The sequence below is a fragment of the Flavilitoribacter nigricans DSM 23189 = NBRC 102662 genome (assembly GCF_002646595.1).
In the GTDB taxonomy this organism is placed as follows: domain Bacteria; phylum Bacteroidota; class Bacteroidia; order Chitinophagales; family Saprospiraceae; genus Flavilitoribacter; species Flavilitoribacter nigricans.
Map to the genome: position 1 here is coordinate 184,537 of NZ_PDUD01000022.1, position 21,667 is coordinate 206,203.

General features: G+C 53.8%; 16 protein-coding genes and 1 pseudogene. 11 read left to right on the plus strand and 6 right to left on the minus strand.

What is annotated here, in order from left to right; all coding sequences use genetic code 11:
* The first annotated feature begins 99 nt into the window (after window positions 1-99).
* The 3 genes and pseudogenes from CRP01_RS17350 to CRP01_RS17360 all read left to right on the plus strand — a co-directional run bounded on the left by CRP01_RS17350 (window position 100) and on the right by CRP01_RS17360 (window position 3,097).
* Window positions 100-426 carry a PadR family transcriptional regulator gene (locus CRP01_RS17350; RefSeq protein ID WP_099151341.1) on the plus strand — a complete coding sequence of 109 codons (327 nt, stop codon included), beginning with the start codon at window positions 100-102 and terminating at the stop codon, window positions 424-426.
* Between the two features lie 67 nt (window positions 427-493).
* Window positions 494-610 (plus strand): annotated as a pseudogene (locus CRP01_RS43455) (permease prefix domain 2-containing transporter); the annotation flags it as partial.
* 54 nt (window positions 611-664) lie between these two features.
* Window positions 665-3,097 carry an ABC transporter permease gene (locus CRP01_RS17360; protein ID WP_099151343.1) on the plus strand — a complete coding sequence of 811 codons (2,433 nt, stop codon included), beginning with the start codon at window positions 665-667 and terminating at the stop codon, window positions 3,095-3,097.
* 31 nt (window positions 3,098-3,128) lie between these two features.
* Here the strand turns inward: CRP01_RS17360 and CRP01_RS17365 are convergent, their stop codons facing one another.
* From CRP01_RS17365 to CRP01_RS17375, 3 genes are all read right to left on the minus strand, one after another.
* On the minus strand, window positions 3,129-4,175 hold the full coding sequence (locus CRP01_RS17365) for a serine hydrolase domain-containing protein (RefSeq protein WP_099151344.1): 1,047 nt from the start codon (window positions 4,173-4,175) through the stop codon (window positions 3,129-3,131).
* Between the two features lie 135 nt (window positions 4,176-4,310).
* Window positions 4,311-6,926 (minus strand): ABC transporter permease, encoded by a 2,616-nt coding sequence (locus CRP01_RS17370; protein WP_099151345.1) that lies wholly within the window; start codon window positions 6,924-6,926, stop codon window positions 4,311-4,313.
* 56 nt (window positions 6,927-6,982) lie between these two features.
* A complete protein-coding gene (locus CRP01_RS17375) occupies window positions 6,983-7,321 on the minus strand; it encodes a PadR family transcriptional regulator (protein WP_099151346.1) in 339 nt (112 codons plus the stop codon).
* Window positions 7,322-7,477: 156 nt separating this feature from the next.
* On the opposite strand from CRP01_RS17375, the gene CRP01_RS17380 reads away from it, so the two are divergent.
* The 3 genes from CRP01_RS17380 (at window position 7,478) to CRP01_RS17390 (ending at window position 11,388) form a co-directional block, all read left to right on the plus strand.
* The gene (locus CRP01_RS17380) at window positions 7,478-7,816 is read left to right on the plus strand and encodes a PadR family transcriptional regulator (protein WP_099151347.1); all 339 of its coding nucleotides are present in this window, start codon (window positions 7,478-7,480) and stop codon (window positions 7,814-7,816) included.
* Entirely contained in the window at window positions 7,816-10,476 is a 2,661-nt protein-coding gene (locus CRP01_RS17385; protein ID WP_099151348.1) for an ABC transporter permease, read from the plus strand. Before CRP01_RS17380 ends, CRP01_RS17385 begins: the two co-directional genes overlap by 1 nt.
* Window positions 10,477-10,833: 357 nt before the next feature.
* A complete protein-coding gene (locus CRP01_RS17390) occupies window positions 10,834-11,388 on the plus strand; it encodes an FKBP-type peptidyl-prolyl cis-trans isomerase (RefSeq protein ID WP_099151349.1) in 555 nt (184 codons plus the stop codon).
* 21 nt (window positions 11,389-11,409) lie between these two features.
* Here the strand turns inward: CRP01_RS17390 and CRP01_RS17395 are convergent, their stop codons facing one another.
* Together CRP01_RS17395 and CRP01_RS17400 are read right to left on the minus strand one after the other, a co-directional pair.
* Window positions 11,410-12,213 (minus strand): DUF6683 family protein, encoded by an 804-nt coding sequence (locus CRP01_RS17395; protein WP_099151350.1) that lies wholly within the window; start codon window positions 12,211-12,213, stop codon window positions 11,410-11,412.
* Window positions 12,214-12,334: 121 nt separating this feature from the next.
* The gene (locus CRP01_RS17400; RefSeq protein ID WP_099151351.1) at window positions 12,335-14,629 is read right to left on the minus strand and encodes a GH92 family glycosyl hydrolase; all 2,295 of its coding nucleotides are present in this window, start codon (window positions 14,627-14,629) and stop codon (window positions 12,335-12,337) included.
* A 209-nt stretch (window positions 14,630-14,838) separates the two neighbouring features.
* Between CRP01_RS17400 and CRP01_RS17405 the strand changes: the two genes are divergently transcribed.
* Together CRP01_RS17405 and CRP01_RS17410 are read left to right on the plus strand one after the other, a co-directional pair.
* Window positions 14,839-15,936, plus strand: a complete 1,098-nt coding sequence (locus tag CRP01_RS17405; RefSeq protein ID WP_099151352.1) for a glycosyltransferase family 4 protein — start codon at window positions 14,839-14,841, stop codon at window positions 15,934-15,936.
* A 461-nt stretch (window positions 15,937-16,397) separates the two neighbouring features.
* Window positions 16,398-17,894 carry a PhoPQ-activated pathogenicity-related family protein gene (locus tag CRP01_RS17410; protein WP_099151353.1) on the plus strand — a complete coding sequence of 499 codons (1,497 nt, stop codon included), beginning with the start codon at window positions 16,398-16,400 and terminating at the stop codon, window positions 17,892-17,894.
* A 91-nt stretch (window positions 17,895-17,985) separates the two neighbouring features.
* On the opposite strand, the gene CRP01_RS17415 is transcribed toward CRP01_RS17410, so the two are convergent.
* Window positions 17,986-19,065, minus strand: a complete 1,080-nt coding sequence (locus CRP01_RS17415; RefSeq protein ID WP_099151354.1) for a branched-chain amino acid aminotransferase — start codon at window positions 19,063-19,065, stop codon at window positions 17,986-17,988.
* Window positions 19,066-19,168: 103 nt separating this feature from the next.
* On the opposite strand from CRP01_RS17415, the gene CRP01_RS17420 reads away from it, so the two are divergent.
* The 3 genes from CRP01_RS17420 (at window position 19,169) to CRP01_RS17430 (ending at window position 21,500) form a co-directional block, all read left to right on the plus strand.
* Window positions 19,169-19,627 (plus strand): hypothetical protein, encoded by a 459-nt coding sequence (locus CRP01_RS17420; protein WP_099151355.1) that lies wholly within the window; start codon window positions 19,169-19,171, stop codon window positions 19,625-19,627.
* 330 nt (window positions 19,628-19,957) lie between these two features.
* Complete coding sequence (locus CRP01_RS17425) at window positions 19,958-20,548, plus strand: non-canonical purine NTP diphosphatase (protein ID WP_099151356.1); 591 nt, start codon at window positions 19,958-19,960, stop codon at window positions 20,546-20,548.
* Window positions 20,549-20,558: 10 nt separating this feature from the next.
* Window positions 20,559-21,500 (plus strand): DUF4340 domain-containing protein, encoded by a 942-nt coding sequence (locus CRP01_RS17430; protein ID WP_099151357.1) that lies wholly within the window; start codon window positions 20,559-20,561, stop codon window positions 21,498-21,500.
* Window positions 21,501-21,667 lie beyond the last annotated feature (167 nt).

Sequence of the window (21,667 nt, forward strand, 5' to 3'; positions counted from 1 at the left end):
GCTTTAAAAGCATTTCTTTTACAAAAGTTCAAAAAATACCGGCCTTTGTTTTACAAAAGCTGAACAAATCACTACATTTGTTTTACAAATATTCTACAAATGGCAGATAATGACCGCCTCGGCAACCTGGAAGAGATGATCCTGCTGATGGTGATCCTGGCCCGGGAAGAAGCCTACGGCATTACGGTACGGGAAGCTTATATCCGGCAGTTCGGCCAGGATATTTCGCTGAGCGCCGTGCATACGGTATTGCGCAGACTGGAAAAAAAGGGATTTACCCGATCCAAACTGGGGGGAGCGAGCGCCGAACGCGGAGGCCGCCGGAAAAGACTCTACGAGGTCACCCGCTACGGTTATACCCGGGCGGCCGAGATCCAGGAGCAGCGCAACCGCGTCTGGGACCTTATTTTAAAGTTAGGCATCTGAGATGGAAAAACAACCGCCACAAACACCGCGTTGGGCCGACCGATTCCTGGCCTAGTTCTGCGCCCCCGACCTGCTGGAGGAAGTACAGGGCGACCTGTATGAATTCTTCATCCAGAACACCGACATCTACGGTGCCAGACGCGCCCGACGCCAGTACGTGCTCGACGTGCTCCGCTTCTTCAATCTTTCCACCATCCGGGGAAATCGAAAATGGCAACCCGATAAACTGTATTCCTTTATGATCCACAACAACTTCCGTTTCCTGCTCCGCCGCCTGGGCAAACAAAAGCTGAATACCGGTCTGCATATTCTCGGACTGACCCTCGGACTGAGCGTGTGCATTCTGATCGGGCTGTTCATTCAACACGAATTGAGTTTTGATCAATACCACGCACAGGCGGACCGGATCTACCGGGTCAATCAGGTCTGGGAAGAAAGTGGAGAAAGAACGGTCTATTACGACGCACCGGCACCGCTGGCGGCCGGCCTGAAAGCCGAGATCCCCGGCATCGAGGAGGTGGGCGCAGTTTATCCCCTCAGCGAGAAGATCGTAGAGATCGATCCGCATAAACGTTTTAAACAAGCCCATATCCTGATGGTGGACGCCTCCATCCTGAATATTCTGGACTTTCAGGTGCTCGCCGGTGACGGCTACCGGGATTTGCGTCAACCAAACCAGGCCCTGTTGACGGAATCCACTGCGGCTAAGTTCTTCGGTCGGGAGTCGCCGATCGGGAAAACGTTCCTGCTGGATAATGAAAGTACCGTAACTGTGGCGGGCATCATTGCCGATCCGCCCCGGAATACGCATTTGCCGGCCGAGGTCTTACTCTCCTATTTTCCCACTTCGCCCTGGCTGGTGCGCAACCAGAACAACTGGGGAATGTCCTTTGGCGCTTCGGTCTACGTGACCTTGGAGGCGGGAGTGGATCCCCAAACCCTGCATGCGCCCATCCGTGCCATGTACGACCGGAATATCAACGATGACAATGACGATCCGGAAGTGGCCTACGCCGAACTGCAGTCGCTGCGCCGCATCCACCTGGAACCCGAGATATCCGGGGGCGGCAAATGGGTAAAGGCCATGAACCCGAAATGGCTGTGGTTCTTCGGCGGCATCAGTCTGATGGTGTTGCTGCTGGCCTGTATCAACTTCATCAACCTGTCTACCGCCCAGGCGCTCACCCGGGCCCGGGAAGTCGGCATCCGCAAAGCCATCGGGGCCGGTCGCGGTCAACTGATCGTCCAATTCCTGAATGAGGCCTTTTTGCTCATCGGTATATCCAGTCTGCTGGCCCTGGCCATTACGCGCATCAGTCTACCCATTGTCAACGAGCTTACCGAAAGACAGATCAGTATGGAGATCCTGTTCTCTGCCGCCGGCCTGGGAGCCTTTGCGTTGTTTTTCCTGCTTACCGGATTGCTTACGGGACTCTACCCCGCCTGGCTGATCGCCAGATTCAAACCGGCGGTCGCGATGAAAGCGAGTTTTTCCCGGAGCGACCGGCGCTCCGATTATCTGCGGAAAGGATTGGTGGTCACTCAGTTTACCATCTCGGCGACCTTGCTCATCGGCCTGCTCATCATGTCCCGTCAGATGGATTATTTCCACCAAAAGAACCTGGGTTTTGATCAGGAGAACATCATTACCGTGCGTATGCCAGATGTGAAAAAGAATGAGCTTTTCCGAAAACAACTGGCCGGTATTCCCCAGATCGAGGACCTTTCCTTCGCCATGGCCGCTCCGGCCAGCGACAATTCCTGGACGACCCTGATGCACGAAACGGACCTGCAGGCCAAGGATCGGAAACAGGTCCGGATCATCTGGGCGGATGAACGCTACGATGACATTTATGACCTCCAGCTACTGGCGGGGCGAATGACGGAGAATAAAGACACCAATACCGTTAGTGAACAACTGCCCGAAGGCACCCAATCTCTTAAAGTACTCGTCAACGAACGCCTGATCAGGACGATGGGTTACGCCAGTCCGGAAGAAGCCCTCCACCAGCGCTTTCTGATCGGCATGAACGGCTGGGAAGTCGACGTGGTCGGAGTGATCGCCGATTTCAACATCTCTTCCCTGCACGAAGCGATCGAACCGCTGATCATCTCCCCGTTGGAAAAATTTCAGAACGAAGCCAGCATCAAATTGCGACCGGGAGAAGAACTGCCCGCTACCCTGGCGGCCATCGAATCCGCCTGGGCGGGGCTGTTTCCCGATGAGATGTACGACTTTGCTTTTCTGGAGCAGACCATTGAGCAGTATTACGAGTCGGAAAGCCGCCTGTACGGACTATTCAAGATCTTCGCCGGCCTGGCCATGCTGATCTCCTGCCTCGGCCTCTGGGGGCTGGCTACTTTTGCGGCCGTTCAACGAACCAAGGAGATTGGGATCCGTAAGGTATGCGGAGCGGATGTAACCAGTCTGATCGCCCTGCTTTCCCGGGATTTTCTCAAACTGGTATTGATCGCTCTTCTGCTGGCCATTCCGCTGGCCTGGTACGGTATGGACAGTTGGTTACAAAACTTCTCCTTCCGGATCAGTATCGGCTGGACGGTATTTCTCGTTTCCGGCATCCTCGTGATCGCTATTGCTTTTTTCACGGTGGGTTTTCAATCGCTGAAAGCCGCCCTGGCCAGTCCGATACGGGCTTTGCGAAGTGAATGATCCCTGGTACAGGGTGTAAAGGCGTTTTGCCTTACCGGCGCAGTTGGGTCTTTACGGTAGCCAGGATGCTGTCGGTCAGGTCCTTTAGTTCAGCGGGGCCGTCACTGTTGGTCATCGTGATGACCGTCAGTCCGTCCCGGTATTGCCGATGGATCAGGGTACCGAAGGAGTAAGCGTATCCGCCGTGTTCGTGCAGGAGGCTGCCGTCCTCGTCCGGTCGGATCACCCCAAGTGCTCCCTGACCGTCCAGGCTCGTTTCCCGAAAGAATTCCGCGATGCCGGCTCCGCCCTTTTCGTAAACTTCCTGTACATAGCTGATCCATTTGAAAAGATCAGCGGGTGTCATATAGATCGGGGCGTAGCAGAGGTCAAAATGTTTGTACTGCGGGTTGTCCAGGATGTCATCGCCGTACCGGGCAGAATAAGCTTTAGTCAGATTGGGGATATCTCCGGGCGGGTTTCCCGCAAAGAGGGCACCGTCCATCCGCAAGGGCTCAAAAAAATGCTTTTCCACCCAGCGCTGATAGTCCACGCCCGTTACCGAGGCTACAATTTGTGCCTGTAAAAAATTATTCAGATTGCTGTACAGATAGTCACTGCCGGGTTCGAAAAGCAGGTGCTCGATCTGCCGTAGGTCCCGGAGGGTATTTGCGTCCGAAGTAGAAGTATAAAAATTCAGGTTGGGCAGGCCGCTCCGGTAAAAGATCAGATCCTGCACACTTACGCGGTCGGCCCAGGCGGGCAGATCGGGTAAAAACCGACTGACCGGATCCGAATAACGGATCTTACCTTCCCGGATCAGATGCAGTACGGCAAAACCGGCTACCTCCTTGGCTGCCGAACCGATATTGAAGCGCGAATGCTCACTAATGGGTGCAGATCTTTGGAGATCGACAAAACCGTAATGCTGTTGCACCAATATCCGGCTGCCCCGCGCCACCAGGATACTCCCGTTGAAGCTTCCCCTTTCGGAAGGTTGGAGCACGGTTTCCCGAACCGAATCATTCAGTTTTTTACGGGTACCGCAGGCAGCACCGGCTAATCCAATGATCACTAAAAGGGTAACGATATCCCGCATGGCTTGGGTATTGGGTGGGGAAAGGGTGTGATTTTGGCAATCACACCACCCGCGGAGCGCGCGAGGCAGTACTAAAAATACGGTCTATTTCTGAAAGTAGCGGATTTGCCGGTAGAATTCTGACTACTTCGCCAATCAGTGTAATACCTCTTTCGGGTTGCGGGCCGCCGTCCGTATCGCCTGCCAGCCAACCGTGCAAAGCACCAACAACAGCACCGATAGTAAGACCAGGCCGATCAGCCCCCAACTCATATCGGCCCTGAAGGCAAAGTTTTCCAACCACATCCGGACGGTGATCCACCCCAGCAATACTCCCGGCAAAGCCGCCAGCAATACGAGAATTACAAAACTCCGGCTAATCAGTATAACGATGGCGGGCAGATCTGCTCCCAACACTTTGCGAATACCGATCTCCCGCGTACGCCGGCCGGTCAGATATGCCGCCAGCCCGTACAGCCCGGCAAAGGCGATGAAGATGGTGATCAGCGAGAACAGCAGGAACAAATGTCCCCGCCGTTGATCTTCTACATACCGGTTCTGCAGGTCCTCGTCCAGAAAACTGTACTGCAAATATTGGTCGGGAAACAGTTTATTCCAGGTCTGTTCCAAATGACGGATCGGCCCGGACGGATCACCGCTGATCTTGAGTACCAGATTGCCGGAGACGGGCCCCAGACGAAACAACTGCGGCTCGATGCCCGTATGCAGGGAACTCTGGTGAAAATCGCGGACAATGCCCACGACCCGGTAAGCGTGCGGATTACCCCAGCCTCCGAATTTGACCAGGGCCCCCAGGGCTTCTTCTCCCAGCCCGAAACTGCGCACGAAAGTCTCGTTAACCAGCACATGCTCCGTAGAATCAGCCGGAAAATCCGGAGAAAAATTCCGGCCGGCTACCAGCTCAATGCCCATCGTTTGCAAATATCGGTGGTCGATCCGGCCCGAACGGATGAACTGGGGTTCAGCAGCCTGCGCACTCACCGGCCGGTTCACCATGCCGCCCAGGCCGGGAACAAAATCACAGCCGGCAACGGACTCAATGTCCGGATCCCGGGCCAGCGTAGTCTGCAGGAGATCGCTGCGAGCTGCGGAAAGCCCCCCCGGCAATTGCACCTGCAGGATCTGTTCCCGGTCGAAACCCAGGTCCTTCTCCCGCAAAAAATCCAGTTGCCGGTCGATCATTCCGGTGCTGATCAGCACAAAAATGACCACGGCAAACTGAAATCCCAGCAGCCACTGCTGGAGGGGAGCCGATCGGGTAGTGCTGTTTTGCAACACGCCGAGCACTTTAAAGGAAGACAGAAAAAATGCCGGATAACTGCCGCCGATCATTCCGAGCCCAAGGGTGACCGCCAGTAGGATCAGTAAAGGCTGTGGCTGTATTAAACGAGTCGCATCGAGGTGGAGATCCAGCAGCGCATTGAGCGGATCGATGGCTATAACCACGATCAGCACGGCGGCCAGCACCGCCAGCAGGGTCAGGAAAAGGGATTCCGCCAGAAATTGCAGGATCAGTTGGGAGCGGCCGGAGCCCAGTATCTTGCGCATGCCGATCTCTCGGGCCCGCCGGCCGGCCTGAGCCGTCACCAGATTGACGTAGCCGATAAAAGCGATCAGCAGTAAAAGCAGACCGATCCCGCCAAAGATGAGCAGATAGGTCGATCCTCCCGCTTCCTCGTAATGAATGCGGGGCAGAGGCACCAGTTCGTGCCGGGCGTGAACCAATACTTCATCCCGTTGGGCATCCAGGTACCGGTCGTAAATACCGGTCAGTTTTGGAGCGACGTTTTCAGGAGCAATATTTTCCCGGAGCAACAGGTAAGTATAAACATTGAAGCGGCCGAAATAATAGTTATCCAGATCGGGATCCGTTTCGGCCGAGATCATGGCCTCAAAAAAGAGGTGCGTATTGCGGGGAAGATCGCGGTACACGCCGGAGACTTCCAGCGGATAAGCCCGCTCTTCGCCGTTGGTACGATGATCCAGCCGGGTCCGCAGTACTTTCCCCATCGGATCCGCCGTACCGAAGATCCGGCGGGCCATGCTTTCGGAGATCACCACTTTACCGGGGCCACGCAGCGCCGTGGTGGGATCTCCCCGGAGCAGGTCAAAGGAAAACAGTTCAAATACATTGGAATCCACGGCGATGACCTGATCCGGAGCGGTCTCAAACATTTCCCCCCCGTAGTCCAGCCGGACCTCATTGGAAAAGAAACTAAAAAACCGCACGTAAGCTTCAATTTCCGGATAATCCTGCAATGCCAGCGGGGCGAGATTGGCCGGCGAACCGGACCAGTTCACGTCCATCACCTTTTCGTGCGTTTTAATCATCCGGGTCTCGATCCGAAAGATCCGGTCCGCGAGCCGGTGGTTGCGATCGTAACTGGATTCGAAATCCAGGTACAGTCCAATGCAGATGGCCGCGGCGATCCCGAGCGACAGGCAGCTCAGATTGAGCAGATTGTAAGTCGGCTGCCGGCGAAAATTCCGGCGGAAGATCTTAAAATAGCTGCCCAGCAGCCGGAATGGCCCGACCACGCCCTGCGGCCACCGAAAAGAACGGACGATGCCCGGACGAAAAAGCAGTAGTACATCGCGGATAAAGTAGAGATCCGCTTTTTTCCGGCCCATCGCCACTACCCTTTCGCCGTAGAGTTCCAGCAGGTCCCCTTCGATGAAGCGGTGGAGTTGCGGATCGCAAAACCAGCGGAAGAAACGCAAAAAGAACCGTGGTGGACGAAGTTCAGACATACGCCAGTACTGATGGTTTGAACGAACGGACCTCTCCGGCCCGCCGGCGAACTGTTTTAAAAATCAAATTTCATTCCCGGTACGATCTTCATATCCGCCCAGAGGCCGTTGCGCAGATCACGGGTGTATTCCAGCGCCCGCCGGCCTTCGGCCGTGATCTGGTAATACAATTTCGGGCGACCGGCCCGCTCCTGGGTTTCCTCGCCGGTATAGGAGCTGAGATAAGCTTTCTGCTCCAGACGTTTCAGGGCCGCCTGTAGCGCACCGACACTTACCGTGCGACCGGCCCGTTCCTCGATCTCTTTTTTTATGGAGACCCCGTAGGCTTCGCCGTGCAGTACGCCGACGGTCAGCATGACGATCTCTTCGAATTCTCCAAGTTTATATCGCTTCATCAAAATAATTTCCTAATTGTAGTATTATCGCAATATAGATGAATTTTAAAATAATTTCCTAATTGTAGTATTATTTTTCTCCGGCGAAACCAATACTACGATTAGGAATTAACCCTAAGTTACACTAGATTTGCAATACTACAATTAGGAATTAACATGAAAAAATATCAATTGGGGGAGTTTGAGGAGATCGTGATGCTCACCGTTGGCATTCTTTATGATGAGGCCTACGGCGTAGCCATCAAGCAGGAGATCAAGGACCGGCTCAACCGGAAAGTCAGTGTAGGGGCCCTGCAATCGGCGCTCCGCAGACTGGAAAAGAAAGGCTTCCTGACCTCCAGAAAAGGCGAGACCAACAGCAAAAGAGGCGGCCGCCCCAAACTCTTCTTTCAGATCACCGCTCTCGGCCAGAGAGCGCTGGAATACTCCAGAGACAGCCGCAACCAACTGTGGGACGCCATTCCGCAATCCGCTTTAAAACTAAAGATCTCCTGATGGAACCAAAGTCAATGACCGGACCATCCCGATTGCTTTTACGGATATTCCAGTGGTTCTGCCGCCCGGAATATCACGCCGATATTGAGGGGGACCTGCTGGAGTTGTTCGAAATCCGCCGGGAAGAACGTGGGCTATCCTACGCCCGCTGGCTGCTGTTTTTCGATGTTCTGCTGCTTTTTCGCCCCTCTCTGATCCGTCCTCTTACCGGAATCAATCCTTTCAAATACCCGACTATGTTTAGAAACAATTTGAAGATCGCCTGGCGGCATCTGCTCAAAAATCGCTTCGTGACCGCCATCAATCTGGCCGGCCTGGTGATCGGTATGACGGCGGCCCTGTTCATCTGGGAATACGTGCACTACGAACGCAGTTACGACGATTTCCACGAAAAAGGAGACCGGATCTACCGGGTACGCACCGACCGGATCAAGGACGGCGTCACCTTTATGCAATTTGCCGCCGGCGCCGCCGGTGTGGCCCCGCTGATCAAAAATAACTTTCCCGAAGTAGAGGACTACGTGAAACTGACCGGTGCCCGTGAGGGTATTTTCCAGTACCAACCGGATCGATACATTTTGGAAGACAAGGCTTTCTTCGCTATGCCTTCTCTGTTCGATGTGTTTTCCTTTCCCCTGCTGGAAGGCGATCCGGACCAGGTGCTGACCGAACCTTTTACCGCCTGTATTTCGGAATCTACCGCCCAACGCTTGTTTGGCGACGAAGATCCGATCGGAAAGACCATTACCCGGGACGACCGGGAGCAGTACAAGGTCACCGGTATTTTCGCCGATGCTCCGCCCAATTCGCATCTGAAGTTCAATATTCTGCTTTCCTACGTCACCTTTTCGGATGTACTGACTGAAGGCGGCACTTCGGAAACCGCACTGACCTGGGACGGCTTTTACTCCTACCTGCTGCTGGAACCGAATGCGGACTGGCAGGCGCTCGAAGCCAAGATCCCCGCGGCGGTGGAGGCCAATTACGATGCCCAGATGCGGGAAAGCATCGCCTTTTACCTACAGCCTCTGGAGGACATTCATCTGACGTCCAATTACCTGATCGAAGCCGAAGTGAACGGCAATGGCAAAACCGTCCGTTTTCTATTCCTGATCGGCATCAGCGTGCTGCTGATCGCCTGGTTCAATTACATCAATCTATCGACGGCCAATTCGGAACTGCGCGCCAAGGAAGTGGGGGTTCGCAAGGTGCTGGGAGGTAGTCCCGGCAAGCTGGTCGGCCAGTTTCTGACCGAAGCGGCCCTGCTGAATATTTTTGCGATCCTGACCGCATTTCTGCTGGTCCGTATATTCCACGGCGCATTTGAATCCCTGATCGGAGAAGAACTGCCCCTGACCCTGTTCTCGGACGCCAGGCTGCTGGGCATCACCGCACTGGTCCTGCTGCTCGGCACTTTACTTACCGGGTTGTACCCCGCGTTTGTCCTTTCTTCCTTTAAACCCATAGCGGTGCTCAAAACCGGCTTTTCCGGAAACGGCAAAGGCAGCGGGAAATGGCTCGGCAAAGGCCTCGTGACCTTACAGTTCATCGCATCGGTGGGCCTGATAGCGAGTACGTTCATCATTTTCAAACAGCTCAACTACCTGCAGGACACCAAGATCGGTCTGAATATCGACCAGACGCTCGTTGTAAAGGGTCCCAAAGTTACCGACTCTACTTTCGTGAGCAAATCGGCTATCTTCAAACAACAGATCGAACAGATCGGCAGTGTCAAACAACTGACGGCATCGACCTCGATCCCCGGTCAGGCCTTCGGCTGGACGGCCGGTGGCGTACGCCGGCTGAATGCGCCCGACGACCAGTCGGAAAACTTCCACGTAATGGCCGCAGATGTGGACTATACGGAACTCTACGAAATGGAACTCGCAGCGGGCCGACACATGTCGGTCACCATGGGCAGTGACGGTCATACGGCCTGCCTGCTCAACGAAACCGGTGCCCGCTTACTGCAATTCAATTCGCCGGAGGAGGCGATCGGTCAGAGCATCGAATTCTGGGATCAGCAATTCACCATTGTGGGCGTACTGAAGGACTTCTACCAGCAATCGCCGAAATCGGTGGTGGAGCCGCTGGTGCTGCGGGCCAAACCGCCGCAGTGGGGTGCGGATTACTACTCGATCAAGCTGAGCACGGATGACCTTTCCGGTTCACTCGGTCGCGTCGAATCCATCTGGTCTGACCTGTTCCCCGGCAACCCCTTTGAGCATTTCTTCCTCAATGACCATTTCAATCAGCAGTACGCGGCGGAAACCCGATTCAGTAAGGTATTCTCCCTCTTTTCCGGGTTGGCGATCCTGGTTTCCTGTATGGGGCTGTTTGCGCTGGTCAGTTTCATGACGGAGCGCAAACGCAAGGAGATCGGTGTGCGCCGGGTATTGGGTGCTTCCGTTACGAATATCGTCGGCCTGCTGTCGAAAGGATTCGTCAAACTGATCGCTCTGGCGCTGGTCATCGCCACTCCCCTATCCTGGTACGCTATGCAGCAGTGGCTCGAAGGCTTCGCCAATCGCATCGATCTTTCGCCCTGGTCTTTTGTGCTGGCCGGACTCATCGCGCTGGGAGTCGCTTTTGCCACCATCAGTTTTCAGAGTGTGCGGGCGGCCATGGTAGATCCGGTGGATTCGCTGCGCAATGAGTGATTTTAGACTGCGGCTGACCGCAAATCGATAAGCTAAGCGGAAATTTTCCGGCCGGGATTCCAGGCGATGTCTCTTTTTGAAGACCGTTTGGGATCCCGGCATTGCTTTTTAAAAACCCCTGATCTTTAATGCTTTGAGCCGTGAGTTTCGCTTTTTTTGCCGGCCTGCTCCGGGCGGCGCGGCAAGTATCGGCAGTCAGCAACTGTCCGACAAACTATCATAAAATTCCCCGCGAACCGTTAGTTGTATATTATTTTGTCGCCGTTTACATTTTTGAAGAAGTGATCTGGCCCTTTCTTTGCCGGTGCAACGGCCCGGTGCGAGGTAACGTCGGACACTCTAAAATTTAAAGCCAAAATGAATACATCTAATCGTTTCAAAACATTTTTTCAGGGAGGATTTATCGCATTATTCCTGGTAGCCGGTCTGTTTTCCGGATGTCAGAAAGAGGAATTACCTCCCTCCGCTCAGGAAAACCTGGAGCGGGTACTGTCTAATGTGGATCCGGTACAGTTGAATTCCGATATTGCGGTCATTGATGATTCGCTGGACATGTGGGGTCTGGCCGATATGGTACTGAAGGAGCCCAACGGAGTGCGGTATCTGATCGATTCCACCGGTTCGGGCAACCGACCGGTCCTGGAGAATATCGTTGAGATCAATTATTCCGGTCGTTTGATGTCTACCGGGGAGGAGTTCGACTCCGGCGAGAATGTCAGCTTTATTCTGGCCAATCTGATCGCCGGGTTCCAGACGACCCTACCGCTGGTGCCGACCGGTTCTAGAGTAACTTTGTTTATCCCTTCCGGACTGGGTTACGGACCGAACGACGTACCGGATGCCGCCGGCAACATCGTCGTTCCCGCTAATTCCAACCTTATTTTTGAGGTGGATCTACTGGATATTTTTTAAGCGACTTTTCCGAAAAACAGTTCAGAATTCCATACCCCGGTCCGTGATGCGCATGTTTACCGCTCTTTCCCCCAGCAACTGCACCAGGTTGTTGTAGGCATTGTCCTGCGCCTGACGCAGTATCGCCTTGTCATCATTTTCCAGGGCATACTGGTAGAGCTTGAAACATTCGTTCGTCATAATGGCCAGGGATTCGGTAATGGACTGTTTTTCGGTATCGTTCATTTTTACAATGCTGGGATCTTCGCTCAGCATTTCTTCAAACTGGCAGAAGAGCGTCCGCTCCTGATCCAAACTTACCGTTTTACCGCTGCGCGGCCCGCCGCCGATGGGCGTAATGGAAGATACCCGCATTTTGGTGGATAGCAGATCGTGCATGATCTGGTAGTTATTGACCACGTAGTAATTGAACGCGTAAGCGACATTATTGGGCGGGAAACCGTCCTTGCGGGCTACCTCCTGGTAGAGATCGATCAAACCTTCGTAGTACTGCACCGCTTTGGCGCGCTCCTGCGCGTTGCCTTCGATCTCGGCCAGTTGCCGCGGCAAAATGGTACCAACGCCGGGCTTGAAATAGGTAACCGGCAAATTGGCTACGGATTTCCGGCGCAGGCGGGTATGATCGTAATTTTGCAGTACCGGTTCGATCAGCAACGGCTTATTGGCCATATTTTTCAGCAGTTGCCGGGAGAGTGGCTTTTGCTGTAGGTGTTGCTGTAAAGCATGGCTTCCCGATGGGTTGGCGGGGAAAGCAATATTCCGGATCTGTGTGAATGCCGGCAGGCTGAATCCGATGAGGCAGATGATCGTTCCCAGTCGTCGCATGTTCATTCTGTTTTTTATTGGCAGGTGGATAGTTAAAGCTTTCTTAATAACGAAAGCCTTCCCCCTAAAATTATGATCTTTTGGTTGCTTCTTACAAAATGATCTTTCGGCAGTTACGCGCTTACTCCTTACTCATGGAATACGGGGTCGCCGCCGGATCGCTGGCCCAGCTTTGCTCCGGATTCGCGCCCATCTGGAATTCGAGTTGACCGCCATTCCAGATGCCTTCGTGACCGATCCAGGTCCGGTTGAATACCTGACCGTTCAGGCGGGCCGACTGAATGTAGGGGCGATCCTCCGCATTGTCCCGCGCGATCACATCGAAGGTATTGCCGTTCTCCAGATGCAGCCGCATTTTCTGAAACAACGGGCTTCCCAGCACGTATTCCGGTGTACCCGGACAGACCGGATAGAAACCCATGGCGCTGAAAACGTACCAGGCCGAGGTCTGTCCGTTGTCTTCATCCCCGCAATAGCCGTCCGGGGTGGCGCTGTATAGTTTGTCCATCACCTCCCGCACCCGTTGCTGGGTTTTCCAGGGCGCCCCCGAATAGTTATACAGATAGACCAGATGCTGAATGGGTTGGTTGCCGTGCGCGTACTGCCCCATGCCTACGATCTGCATTTCGCGGATCTCGTGGATCACAAATCCGTAGTAGGATTCGTCGAATACCGGACGCAATTGGAAAACCGAATCCAGTTTGGCCGTAAAGTTCTTCCGGCCACCTACCAGGTCAATGTATCCCTCTACATCCTGGAAAACCGACCAGGAGTAATGCCAGCTATTCCCTTCCGTGAAGGCATCGCCCCACTTGAAGGGGCTGAACGGGCTTTGGAACTGTCCGTTCTTATTTTTTCCCCGCATCAGGTTGGTCGTCGGATCAAATAGATTGCGGTAATTCTGAGCGCGTTTGGCGTAGAGATCTACCTCCATCGGGGTTTTCCCCAGTTCCTTGGCCAGTTGCCAGAGCGCAAAATCCGCGTAGGCATATTCCAGGGTCCGGGCGGCATTTTCGTTGATGTCGACATCGTAGGGCACATAGCCGAGTTCGTTGTAATATTCCGCCCCAAAGCGGCCGACCGAGTTGACCGGTCCTTTACCCTGAGTATTTTTCACGGCGGCTTCGTACAGCTTGTCAACATCGTACCCGCGGATCCCCTTGATGTAGGAATCGGCAATGAGAGAAGCTGAATTCGATCCGATCATACAATCGCGGTGTCCCGGGCTGGCCCATTCCGGCAACCAGCCACTTTCTTCGTAGGTATTCACCAGTCCCTGCATGATCTGGCTGTTCAGTTCCGGATACATCAGGGTGAAGAAGGGAAATACGGCCCGGAAGGTATCCCAGAAGCCGTTGTCCGTAAACATATAGCCGGGCAGCACTTCACCGCTGTAGGGGCTGTAGTGTACGATCTGGCCGGTGGCGTCGATCTCGTAAAATTTGCGCGGGAACAGCAACAGGCGGTACAGGCAAGAGTAAAAAGTTTTCAGATTATCCAGCTGATCGTCTTCGATCTCAATGCGCTGCAATTCCTTCGTCCAGGCGGCGTGGGCTTTCTCCATGGTCGTGGCAAAATCATCCGCGCCGATCTCCCGTTCCAGGTTGAGCGCGGCCTGCTCCGGGCTGATAAAGGAAGAGGCTACTTTGACGTGCACCTGCTCGCCGGCCTTGGTCGCAAATCCGATGATCGCCCCAACGTGATCCGCACTGACTTCCAGTTCGTTTTCCAGCAACGTGGTATCCTTCCAGCTGTGCGCCACGGTGAATTCCTTATCGAATTCCAGTACAAAGTAATTGTGGAAATTGGAGGGTACTCCTCCGCTGTTATTCCGGCAATACCCGATGATCTTCCGCTCTTTCGGCAGGATCTTCACCATCGAACCTTCGTTATAAGCATCCAGCACGATATAAGCCGAATCGGTCTCCGGGAAGGTAAAGCGAAACTGCGCGGCCCGCTCGGTGGGCGTGATCTCGGTGGTCACATCGTGATCCGCCAGGTATACCTTGTAGTAATGAGCTTTGGCGGTCTCCGCCTTGTGCGAGAACCAGGAGGCCCGTTCGGCCTCTCTGAATTCCATTTTCCCGGTCACGGGCATCAGTGAAAAAGCCGCATAATCGTTAATCCAGGGGCTCGGCTGGTGGGTTTGTTTAAACCCGCGGATGTGCGTCGCATCGTAGGCGTACATCCAGCCGTCTCCCATTTTGGCCGTTTGCGGGCTCCAGAAATTCATGCCCCAAGGCAAAGCGATAGCCGGATAGGTATTGCCGTTGGACAGGCTGAATTTAGAATCGGTCCCCATCAGGGGATTGACCAGATCGGCTACGTCCATATCGGCGGTGCGGTAGACGGGTTGCGCCCGGGAAATAACGGAGAGAAGAAATAAGGCCAGGAAAAGAAAATGCGATTGCTTCATGATGGTTGTTAGTGATTCCGGATTAAGGGCACGGTTAAACTTCGCCTATCGTTCGGTGGAACTGTCTCCAAAAACGAAGTAAGATCCAGGCCGATATGGGAAGTTCAGGCGATGTGCCCTACATGATGCGGCAAATGTAATGAATTCAGGCAGATTCCCCCATCTTCCAAAACTTAGCTTACTTTGCAACTGCATTTTCGAACTCAGCTATGGCCAAAAGGATAATCTGTACGGTAACCAATGACCTCTCCTACGATCAACGGATGATCCGCATCTGCGACAGTCTGGCGGGTGAAGGCTACGCGGTGCTGCTGCTGGGGCGGGAACTACCGGCCTCGATTCCTCTGCAAAAACGGGAGTTCGGGCAAAAACGGCTGCGCTGCTATTTTCACCGAGGTAAGTTATTCTATCTGGAATACAACCTGCGCCTGTTACTGTTCCTGTTGAGTCAGTCGGCTGACGTAATCTGTGCGGTGGATCTGGACACCCTGGCTCCCGGTTTTCTGGTAAGTCGGATTAAGGGAAGTATTTGCGTGTACGATGCCCACGAATATTTCACTGAAGTGCCGGAAGTGGTAGATCGCCGTCTGACCCGGGCGATCTGGGATCGGCTCGCGCGTACGCTGGTACCCCGGCTACGCTACGCCTACACGGTAGGGCCGCGCCTGGCCGGCATCTTCCGGGAGCAATACGGGATCCCTTTCGAAACCATAAGAAATCTGCCGCTTCGGCAATCCGCACACATTTCCCCACCGGATCCGGAAGCCCCCCGGATCATCCTCTATCAGGGCCGTCTGAATGCCGGCCGGGGCCTGGAAACGGCCATCCGGGCCATGCAGCAGATTGATGGCGCCGTACTCTGGCTGGCCGGTGAAGGAGATCTGTCCGAATCGCTACGCCAACAGGTGCGGGCGGCCGGACTGGAGGAAAAAGTGAAGTTCCTCGGCTATCTCGAACCCGGCGACCTGCGTGAACTGACCCTCCGGGCCCACATCGGCCTCAACCTCCTGGAAAATAAGGGTCTGAGCTACTACTATTCCCTGGCGAACAAGGCCTTCGACTATATCCAGGCCGGTTTGCCTTCCGTTCAGATGGATTTCCCGGAATACCGCGATCTGCAGGAAAAATACGGAACCTTCGCTCTCTTACCGCAACTGGAAACCACGGAGCTGATCCGCGTGCTCCGGGAATTGCTGGAAGGTGATGAAACATGGCGGGAACTGCACGAGCGTTGTCTGCAGGCACGGATGACTTTGTGCTGGGAGGAAGAGGAAAAAAAGCTGGCGGCTTTTTATCGCCGTATTTGAGGGAGATTGGGAGACAGACAGGGAGACAAGGAGATTGGGAGACAGACAAGGAGACAAGGAGACAGGGAGACTGGGTGAAAGCGTTGGGTTACCCCTCTACAATTCTTCGGGGCTCCTTCTCCGCCCATTTTTGAAACAAGATGTCCAGTAGAATGAATCATGCGAATCAGGGGTTAAACTTGGAATCAATGTGTAGGTAGCAAAATGATCATTTCCGGCTTAGCGTGCCGTAGGTACGCCATATAAAACCACATTGCGTACCTACGGCACGCTGAACCTCCCAAATTGTTGAACGGGCTACCTATAGCTCGTCCCTACGGGACTTTTAACTCCTGATTCGCATGAACCATAGCACCGTGCTTCCATTAAGCCCTGTTAATCAAAAATTTAACCGTTACCTTTTCAATCTTGCGCTAATTCGTTTACATTGAAATATACTTTTATCTAAAACCAAAACACCTATGCCTTTTCCATTTCACCTGCGCACTTTTTCCTGGAGAAAAGTGCTTTTTCTGAGCCTGCTCAGCCTGATGATCGTTCAATGCCGGGAGGTTACCCCACCGGATAAAGTCGCCGAGATCGAAACTGCCGGAGCGGTCGCCTACGACACGCCGCTCGACCGGTACGTGCACGCGCCGGATACTGCTTTCCGGTATTCTCTGGTCGACACCCTACCCGGGGAGGGATTTACCACCTATATCGTCCGCATGGTTTCCCAGCGCTGGATGACGGAAGCCGAGGTCAAAGATCCGGTCTGGTGGCACTGGCTCACCATTGTAGTGCCGGACAATGTGCAACACGAAAAGGGCCTGCTGTTCATTGGCGGCGGCAGCCGAACGCGGGAGCAACCCGAAAAGACCGACGAGATGGCCGCTCAGATCGCTCTGGCCAGTCAGTCCGTAGTAACTGCGCTGCATAATGTGCCGAACCAACCCACCGAATTTGTGGGCGACGATTATGGCCCCCGCAAGGAGGATGAGCTGATCGCTTACGGTTGGCGGAAATTCCTGGAATTGGGAGGAACCGACGATGCCGCGATCTGGCTGGCCCGATTCCCGATGACCAAAGCGGCCGTACGGGCCATGGATGTCGTTTCCGAACTGAGTGAATCCCTGGCCGGCAAAAAGATCGATGAGTTTGTAGTAGCCGGCGGATCCAAACGCGGCTGGACCACCTGGACGGCCGGGGCGGTTGACGATCGCGTAGTCGGTATCGTGCCCATTGTGATCGACATGCTGAATCTGGTGCCTTCCTTTGAACACCACTGGAAAGCCTACGGGGCCTGGGCTCCGGCCGTGGGCAACTATGTGGAAGAAGGGATCATGGACTGGATGGGTACGCAGGAGTTCGAAAAGCTGCTGGAGCAGACCGAACCTTTCTCCTTCCGCGAGCGCTATGATCTACCGAAGCTAGTCCTGAACGCTACCGGTGATCAGTTCTTCCTGCCGGATTCCTGGCAATTCTACTGGAACGACCTGCCCGGCGAAAAACACCTGCGCTACGTCCCCAACAGCGAACACTCCATGCGGGAGACCGACGCCATGATGAGCCTCGTAGCCTTTTACCAGGATATTCTCACAGAAACACCCAGACCGGAATTTGACTGGTCGATCGAGGAGGGAGCGATTTTGATCCGGACGACGGAGGAACACCCGCCGCAATCCATCACCCTCTGGCAGGCCCACAATCCGGATGCCCGCGATTTTCGGGTAGAGATCATCGGTCGGGCCTGGACCTCCACGGAAGTACCCCTGCGGGAGGACGGCACCTACCGCCTGGAAGTGAACGGACAGCCGGAGGGTTATACGGCCTTTTACGGTGAACTGGCTTTCCCCAACGGCAGCAATCAGCCGCTGAAGCTGAGCACCGGAGTGGTGGTCACGCCGGACACCTATCCGCACCAGGCCTACGTACCGCAGGTACCGTCGGGAGCGACCGTACTCGGAGATGATAAGTAGGTAAAATGAAAAGAGGAGTGCAGCAGGTCGGGAATCCCGGCACCTACGCACTCCTCTTTTCTTATATATACCGAATATATTTCGGCGGATCTTAATCTACCAGCTCCAGGGATTTTACCTCCTGTACCCAGCCGTGGGTATCCTCTACCCGACCGGAACGCATACCGTCGATCCAGTCCTTGATCATCGGGCTCACCTTGCGGTCCTCGATGGGAGGCAGCGTGATGACGCGATCTCCGTAAGCCAGTTCGGCGACGTGGGAAACCACCGCGGCGGTACCCGTACCGAAGATCTCCTCCAGTTCTCCGCGATCGTGCGCGGCCAGGATCTCATCGATGTGTACCGGTTTTTCAATTACCTCAAATCCTTTTTCTTTCAGCAGGGTGAGTACGGTGTCGCGGGTGATCCCTTTCAGAATAGCTCCGTCGGTAGCGGGCGTGACTACTTTCCCGTTGATCACGAAAAAGATGTTCATGGTACCTACTTCCTGGACATATTTGAATTCGCGGCTGTCCATCCACATTACCTGATCGTAACCTTTTTCCTGGGCGATCTTGGCGGGCAGCAGGGAAGCAGCGTAGTTACCGGAAGTTTTGGCTTCACCGGTACCACCGGCAACCGCACGTACGTAGGTTTGCTCGGCAACCAGGCGCACCGGACGGGAATAATAAGGACCGACCGGACCGGTAAAGATAATGAAGCGATATTTAGAAGAAGGACGCACCCCAATGAATTCGTCAGTAGCGAACATGAACGGGCGAATGTACAATGCACTACCCTCCTGCGGCGGGATCCAACCCTGATCCAGTCCGACCAAAGCGTGCAGGCCTTCCAGGAACAGTTCTTCGGGAAGATCCGGCATACACATACGGCTGGCCGATGCGTTCAGACGCTTGGCGTGCATTTCCGGGCGGAAGAACATGGGCTGGCCGTCCAGATTTTTGGAAGCCTTCATGCCTTCGAAAATGGACTGCCCGTAGTGAAGCACCATGGAAGCCGGATGAATGGTAAAGGGTTCGAACGGTACAATACGAGGATTGATCCACTCGCCATCCTCATAATCGGCGACAAACATATGGTCCGAAAATACACGTCCAAAAGGAATATTTTCAAAATCTACCTCGTTCAGCCGAGATTCCTTAGTTTTGGTGATATTTATATTGTATTTCATTAGGGTGGTTTTTGCAATGATACATGAAAATTCTAAATTTAGCAATACGAACTCCCGAATTCAAAATTTAATTTTTCAAAAGCCTCTTTAAAAATAAAAAATTTTGAACAATAGCTTTTTCGATTTCGAATTGTTTGCAGCACCGGACAGGCATACCGCCCTGGAAAAAATGCAGGGGCAGGGGCAGGCCGGAGTCCTGGCTGTTTACACCTTCGAAGACGATGGTTTGAAAGATCGGGAATACCTCGCTACAATACTAAAGCCTAAACCTTTAGAGTTTGACTTACAAAAAGACATCTTTTTTTTGGCTTTACAAAAAAATGAGGTCATTTCTGCTGCCGCAATTATTCAAAAACACGCTCCCCGTCAAATTCTGCTATTCGGCTGTGCGCCGAAAGACCTCGGTATCCGCATTCAACTAACGGATTACCAGCCGGTAAAATTCCAGGGAATCGGTTTTTTAAAGGCCGATTCGCTCCACCGGATCCGCACGGACCGGGAAAACAACGACAACCGCCGGGCGGGTGCGCTCTGGGTGGCTCTGAAGGAGCTGTTCCAGTAGGCAAAAACCGCTTTCGGCTCCCGGCATAAAAAAAGCAACAGTAAAGGGACGCAGTAAGTTTCAGCGGATCGGATTTTCTCCGGTTTTCTGTTACATAGGGACTGGAAGCCGGAAGGTCACCGTTAAGTTTGGGATTATTCCGCTCCACTTTTCCCGCCCCGGTCTTTTTCCGCTCTACGTACTAATTTTTACCTTGCAGGCTGCGTTAAGTTTTTACCGCCGGATGGAACTGCAACCTCAGCTTCCGGCGTTTACCAACTTTGCTGACGTAAACGGTTAAAGATTTTCCCAAACCACTTTGCGTCCAGTACACCATTTAAAACCCATAGCATGGAAACCATCGTTTTCGCCACGGCCAACCAACATAAAGTCCGGGAAGTGAACCAACTGATCGGCGACCAGTACAACATTCTGAGCCTGAAAGATATCGGTTGCGAGGAAGATATTCCCGAAACCCAGGATACGATTGCCGGCAACGCCCAGCAAAAAGCCCGTTACCTGAAGGCGCATTACGGCCACGATTGTTTTGCCGAAGATACCGGTCTGGAGATCGATGCACTCGACGGTGCTCCCGGAGTCTATACCGCCCGCTACGCCGGGCCCCAGCGCGATCCGCAGGACAATATGCAACTGGTACTCGAACAACTGGCGGATACCGGCATGCGGAGTGCCCGCTTCCGCACCGTCATCGCTCTGATCCTGGAGGGCAAAGAGTATCTTTTTGAAGGTGTCGCCGAGGGCGAGATCGCCGAACAACAGAGCGGCACGGAGGGTTTCGGATACGATCCAATCTTCGTTCCCGAGGGTTACGATCAGACTTTTGCCGAGTTGGATAGTGCGGAAAAGAATGCCATCAGTCACCGGGGCAAAGCCGTGGAACAACTGGCCCAATTTTTAAAAAATTACCACAAACAGCAGTGATACCTTCCCTATGAGTGCAAGGAATGTGGTTTTGATATTGATGTTCGGTAGTGTGATCTACGCTGCCTATTACCTGTACCGGTCCCATACCATTCAACCGTTACAGGCCGACCTGATAACTATTGATACCAACCGGATCAGTCAGTTGCGGATCCATCCCCGCGACAATTCACAAAAAAGCATTCAACTGCAACGGGAAGAAGATTACTGGATCGCGTCCAACGGGCAGGTCCACCTGCGGGCCTTACCCACTCCCGTAGCGTCCATCCTGGGCAACCTGGTAAAGATAACCACCGTTGATATTGCGGCCAAAGAAGAGAACGACTGGCTGAAATACGGGCTCGGTACCGGGCAGGGTGTGCGGGTAGAGGTATACGAGGGCAACGAACTTGTGGAGGATTTCTGGGTAGGCAATACCGTTGATGATCCCTCGGGGGCAGATAGCCTTTCCTTCATCCGCATCCACGAAGAGCAGGAAGTCTACGCCGTGCGGGGTCTGAGTACCTGGCCGTTCCGGCAGACATTCATCCAGTTCCGTCCCCGTAAGCTGTTGGCCCTATCTTCCGAAACGCCGGTAGACAGTTTTGCCTTCCAGCTCCCGGATACGCTTTTATCCTTTCAGCGCTCCGGCCAGGAATGGCGATGTAACGGTGCCCCGATCCCGGATCCGTCCCTGGTCCAACGTTTCCTGCGCGATCTGCGCCACATCGAGTCGACCGTTTTTGTGGACGATTACGATTACAACCTACCCGAAAGCAATAAATTCAATTCTCTGGTGCTCTACCTGCCACAAACGGAACAACCCGTACTGGTAGACGCTTACCTGGATACCCTGCGGGAACTTCCGATCATTCTCCATTCCAATCAAAATCCCACAACCTGGTTCGGCAGTGATTCAAGTGGGGTGTACAGCCGTCTTTTCTGGCCGGTGGATTCTCTGATGATCAATTGATTCCGTACCTCCCGGCCGTTATCTATCGTCCAGAGCGACAGTAGTTTCCGCAATACCGGGATGAGACCATCCGGTACCTTCAGCATAATTATTGGTTAGGTACGAGCTTTTCCCGATACCGCCCTGGGAACTTAGCGCGTAAAATTTTATATTAGAGTGTGCACCGG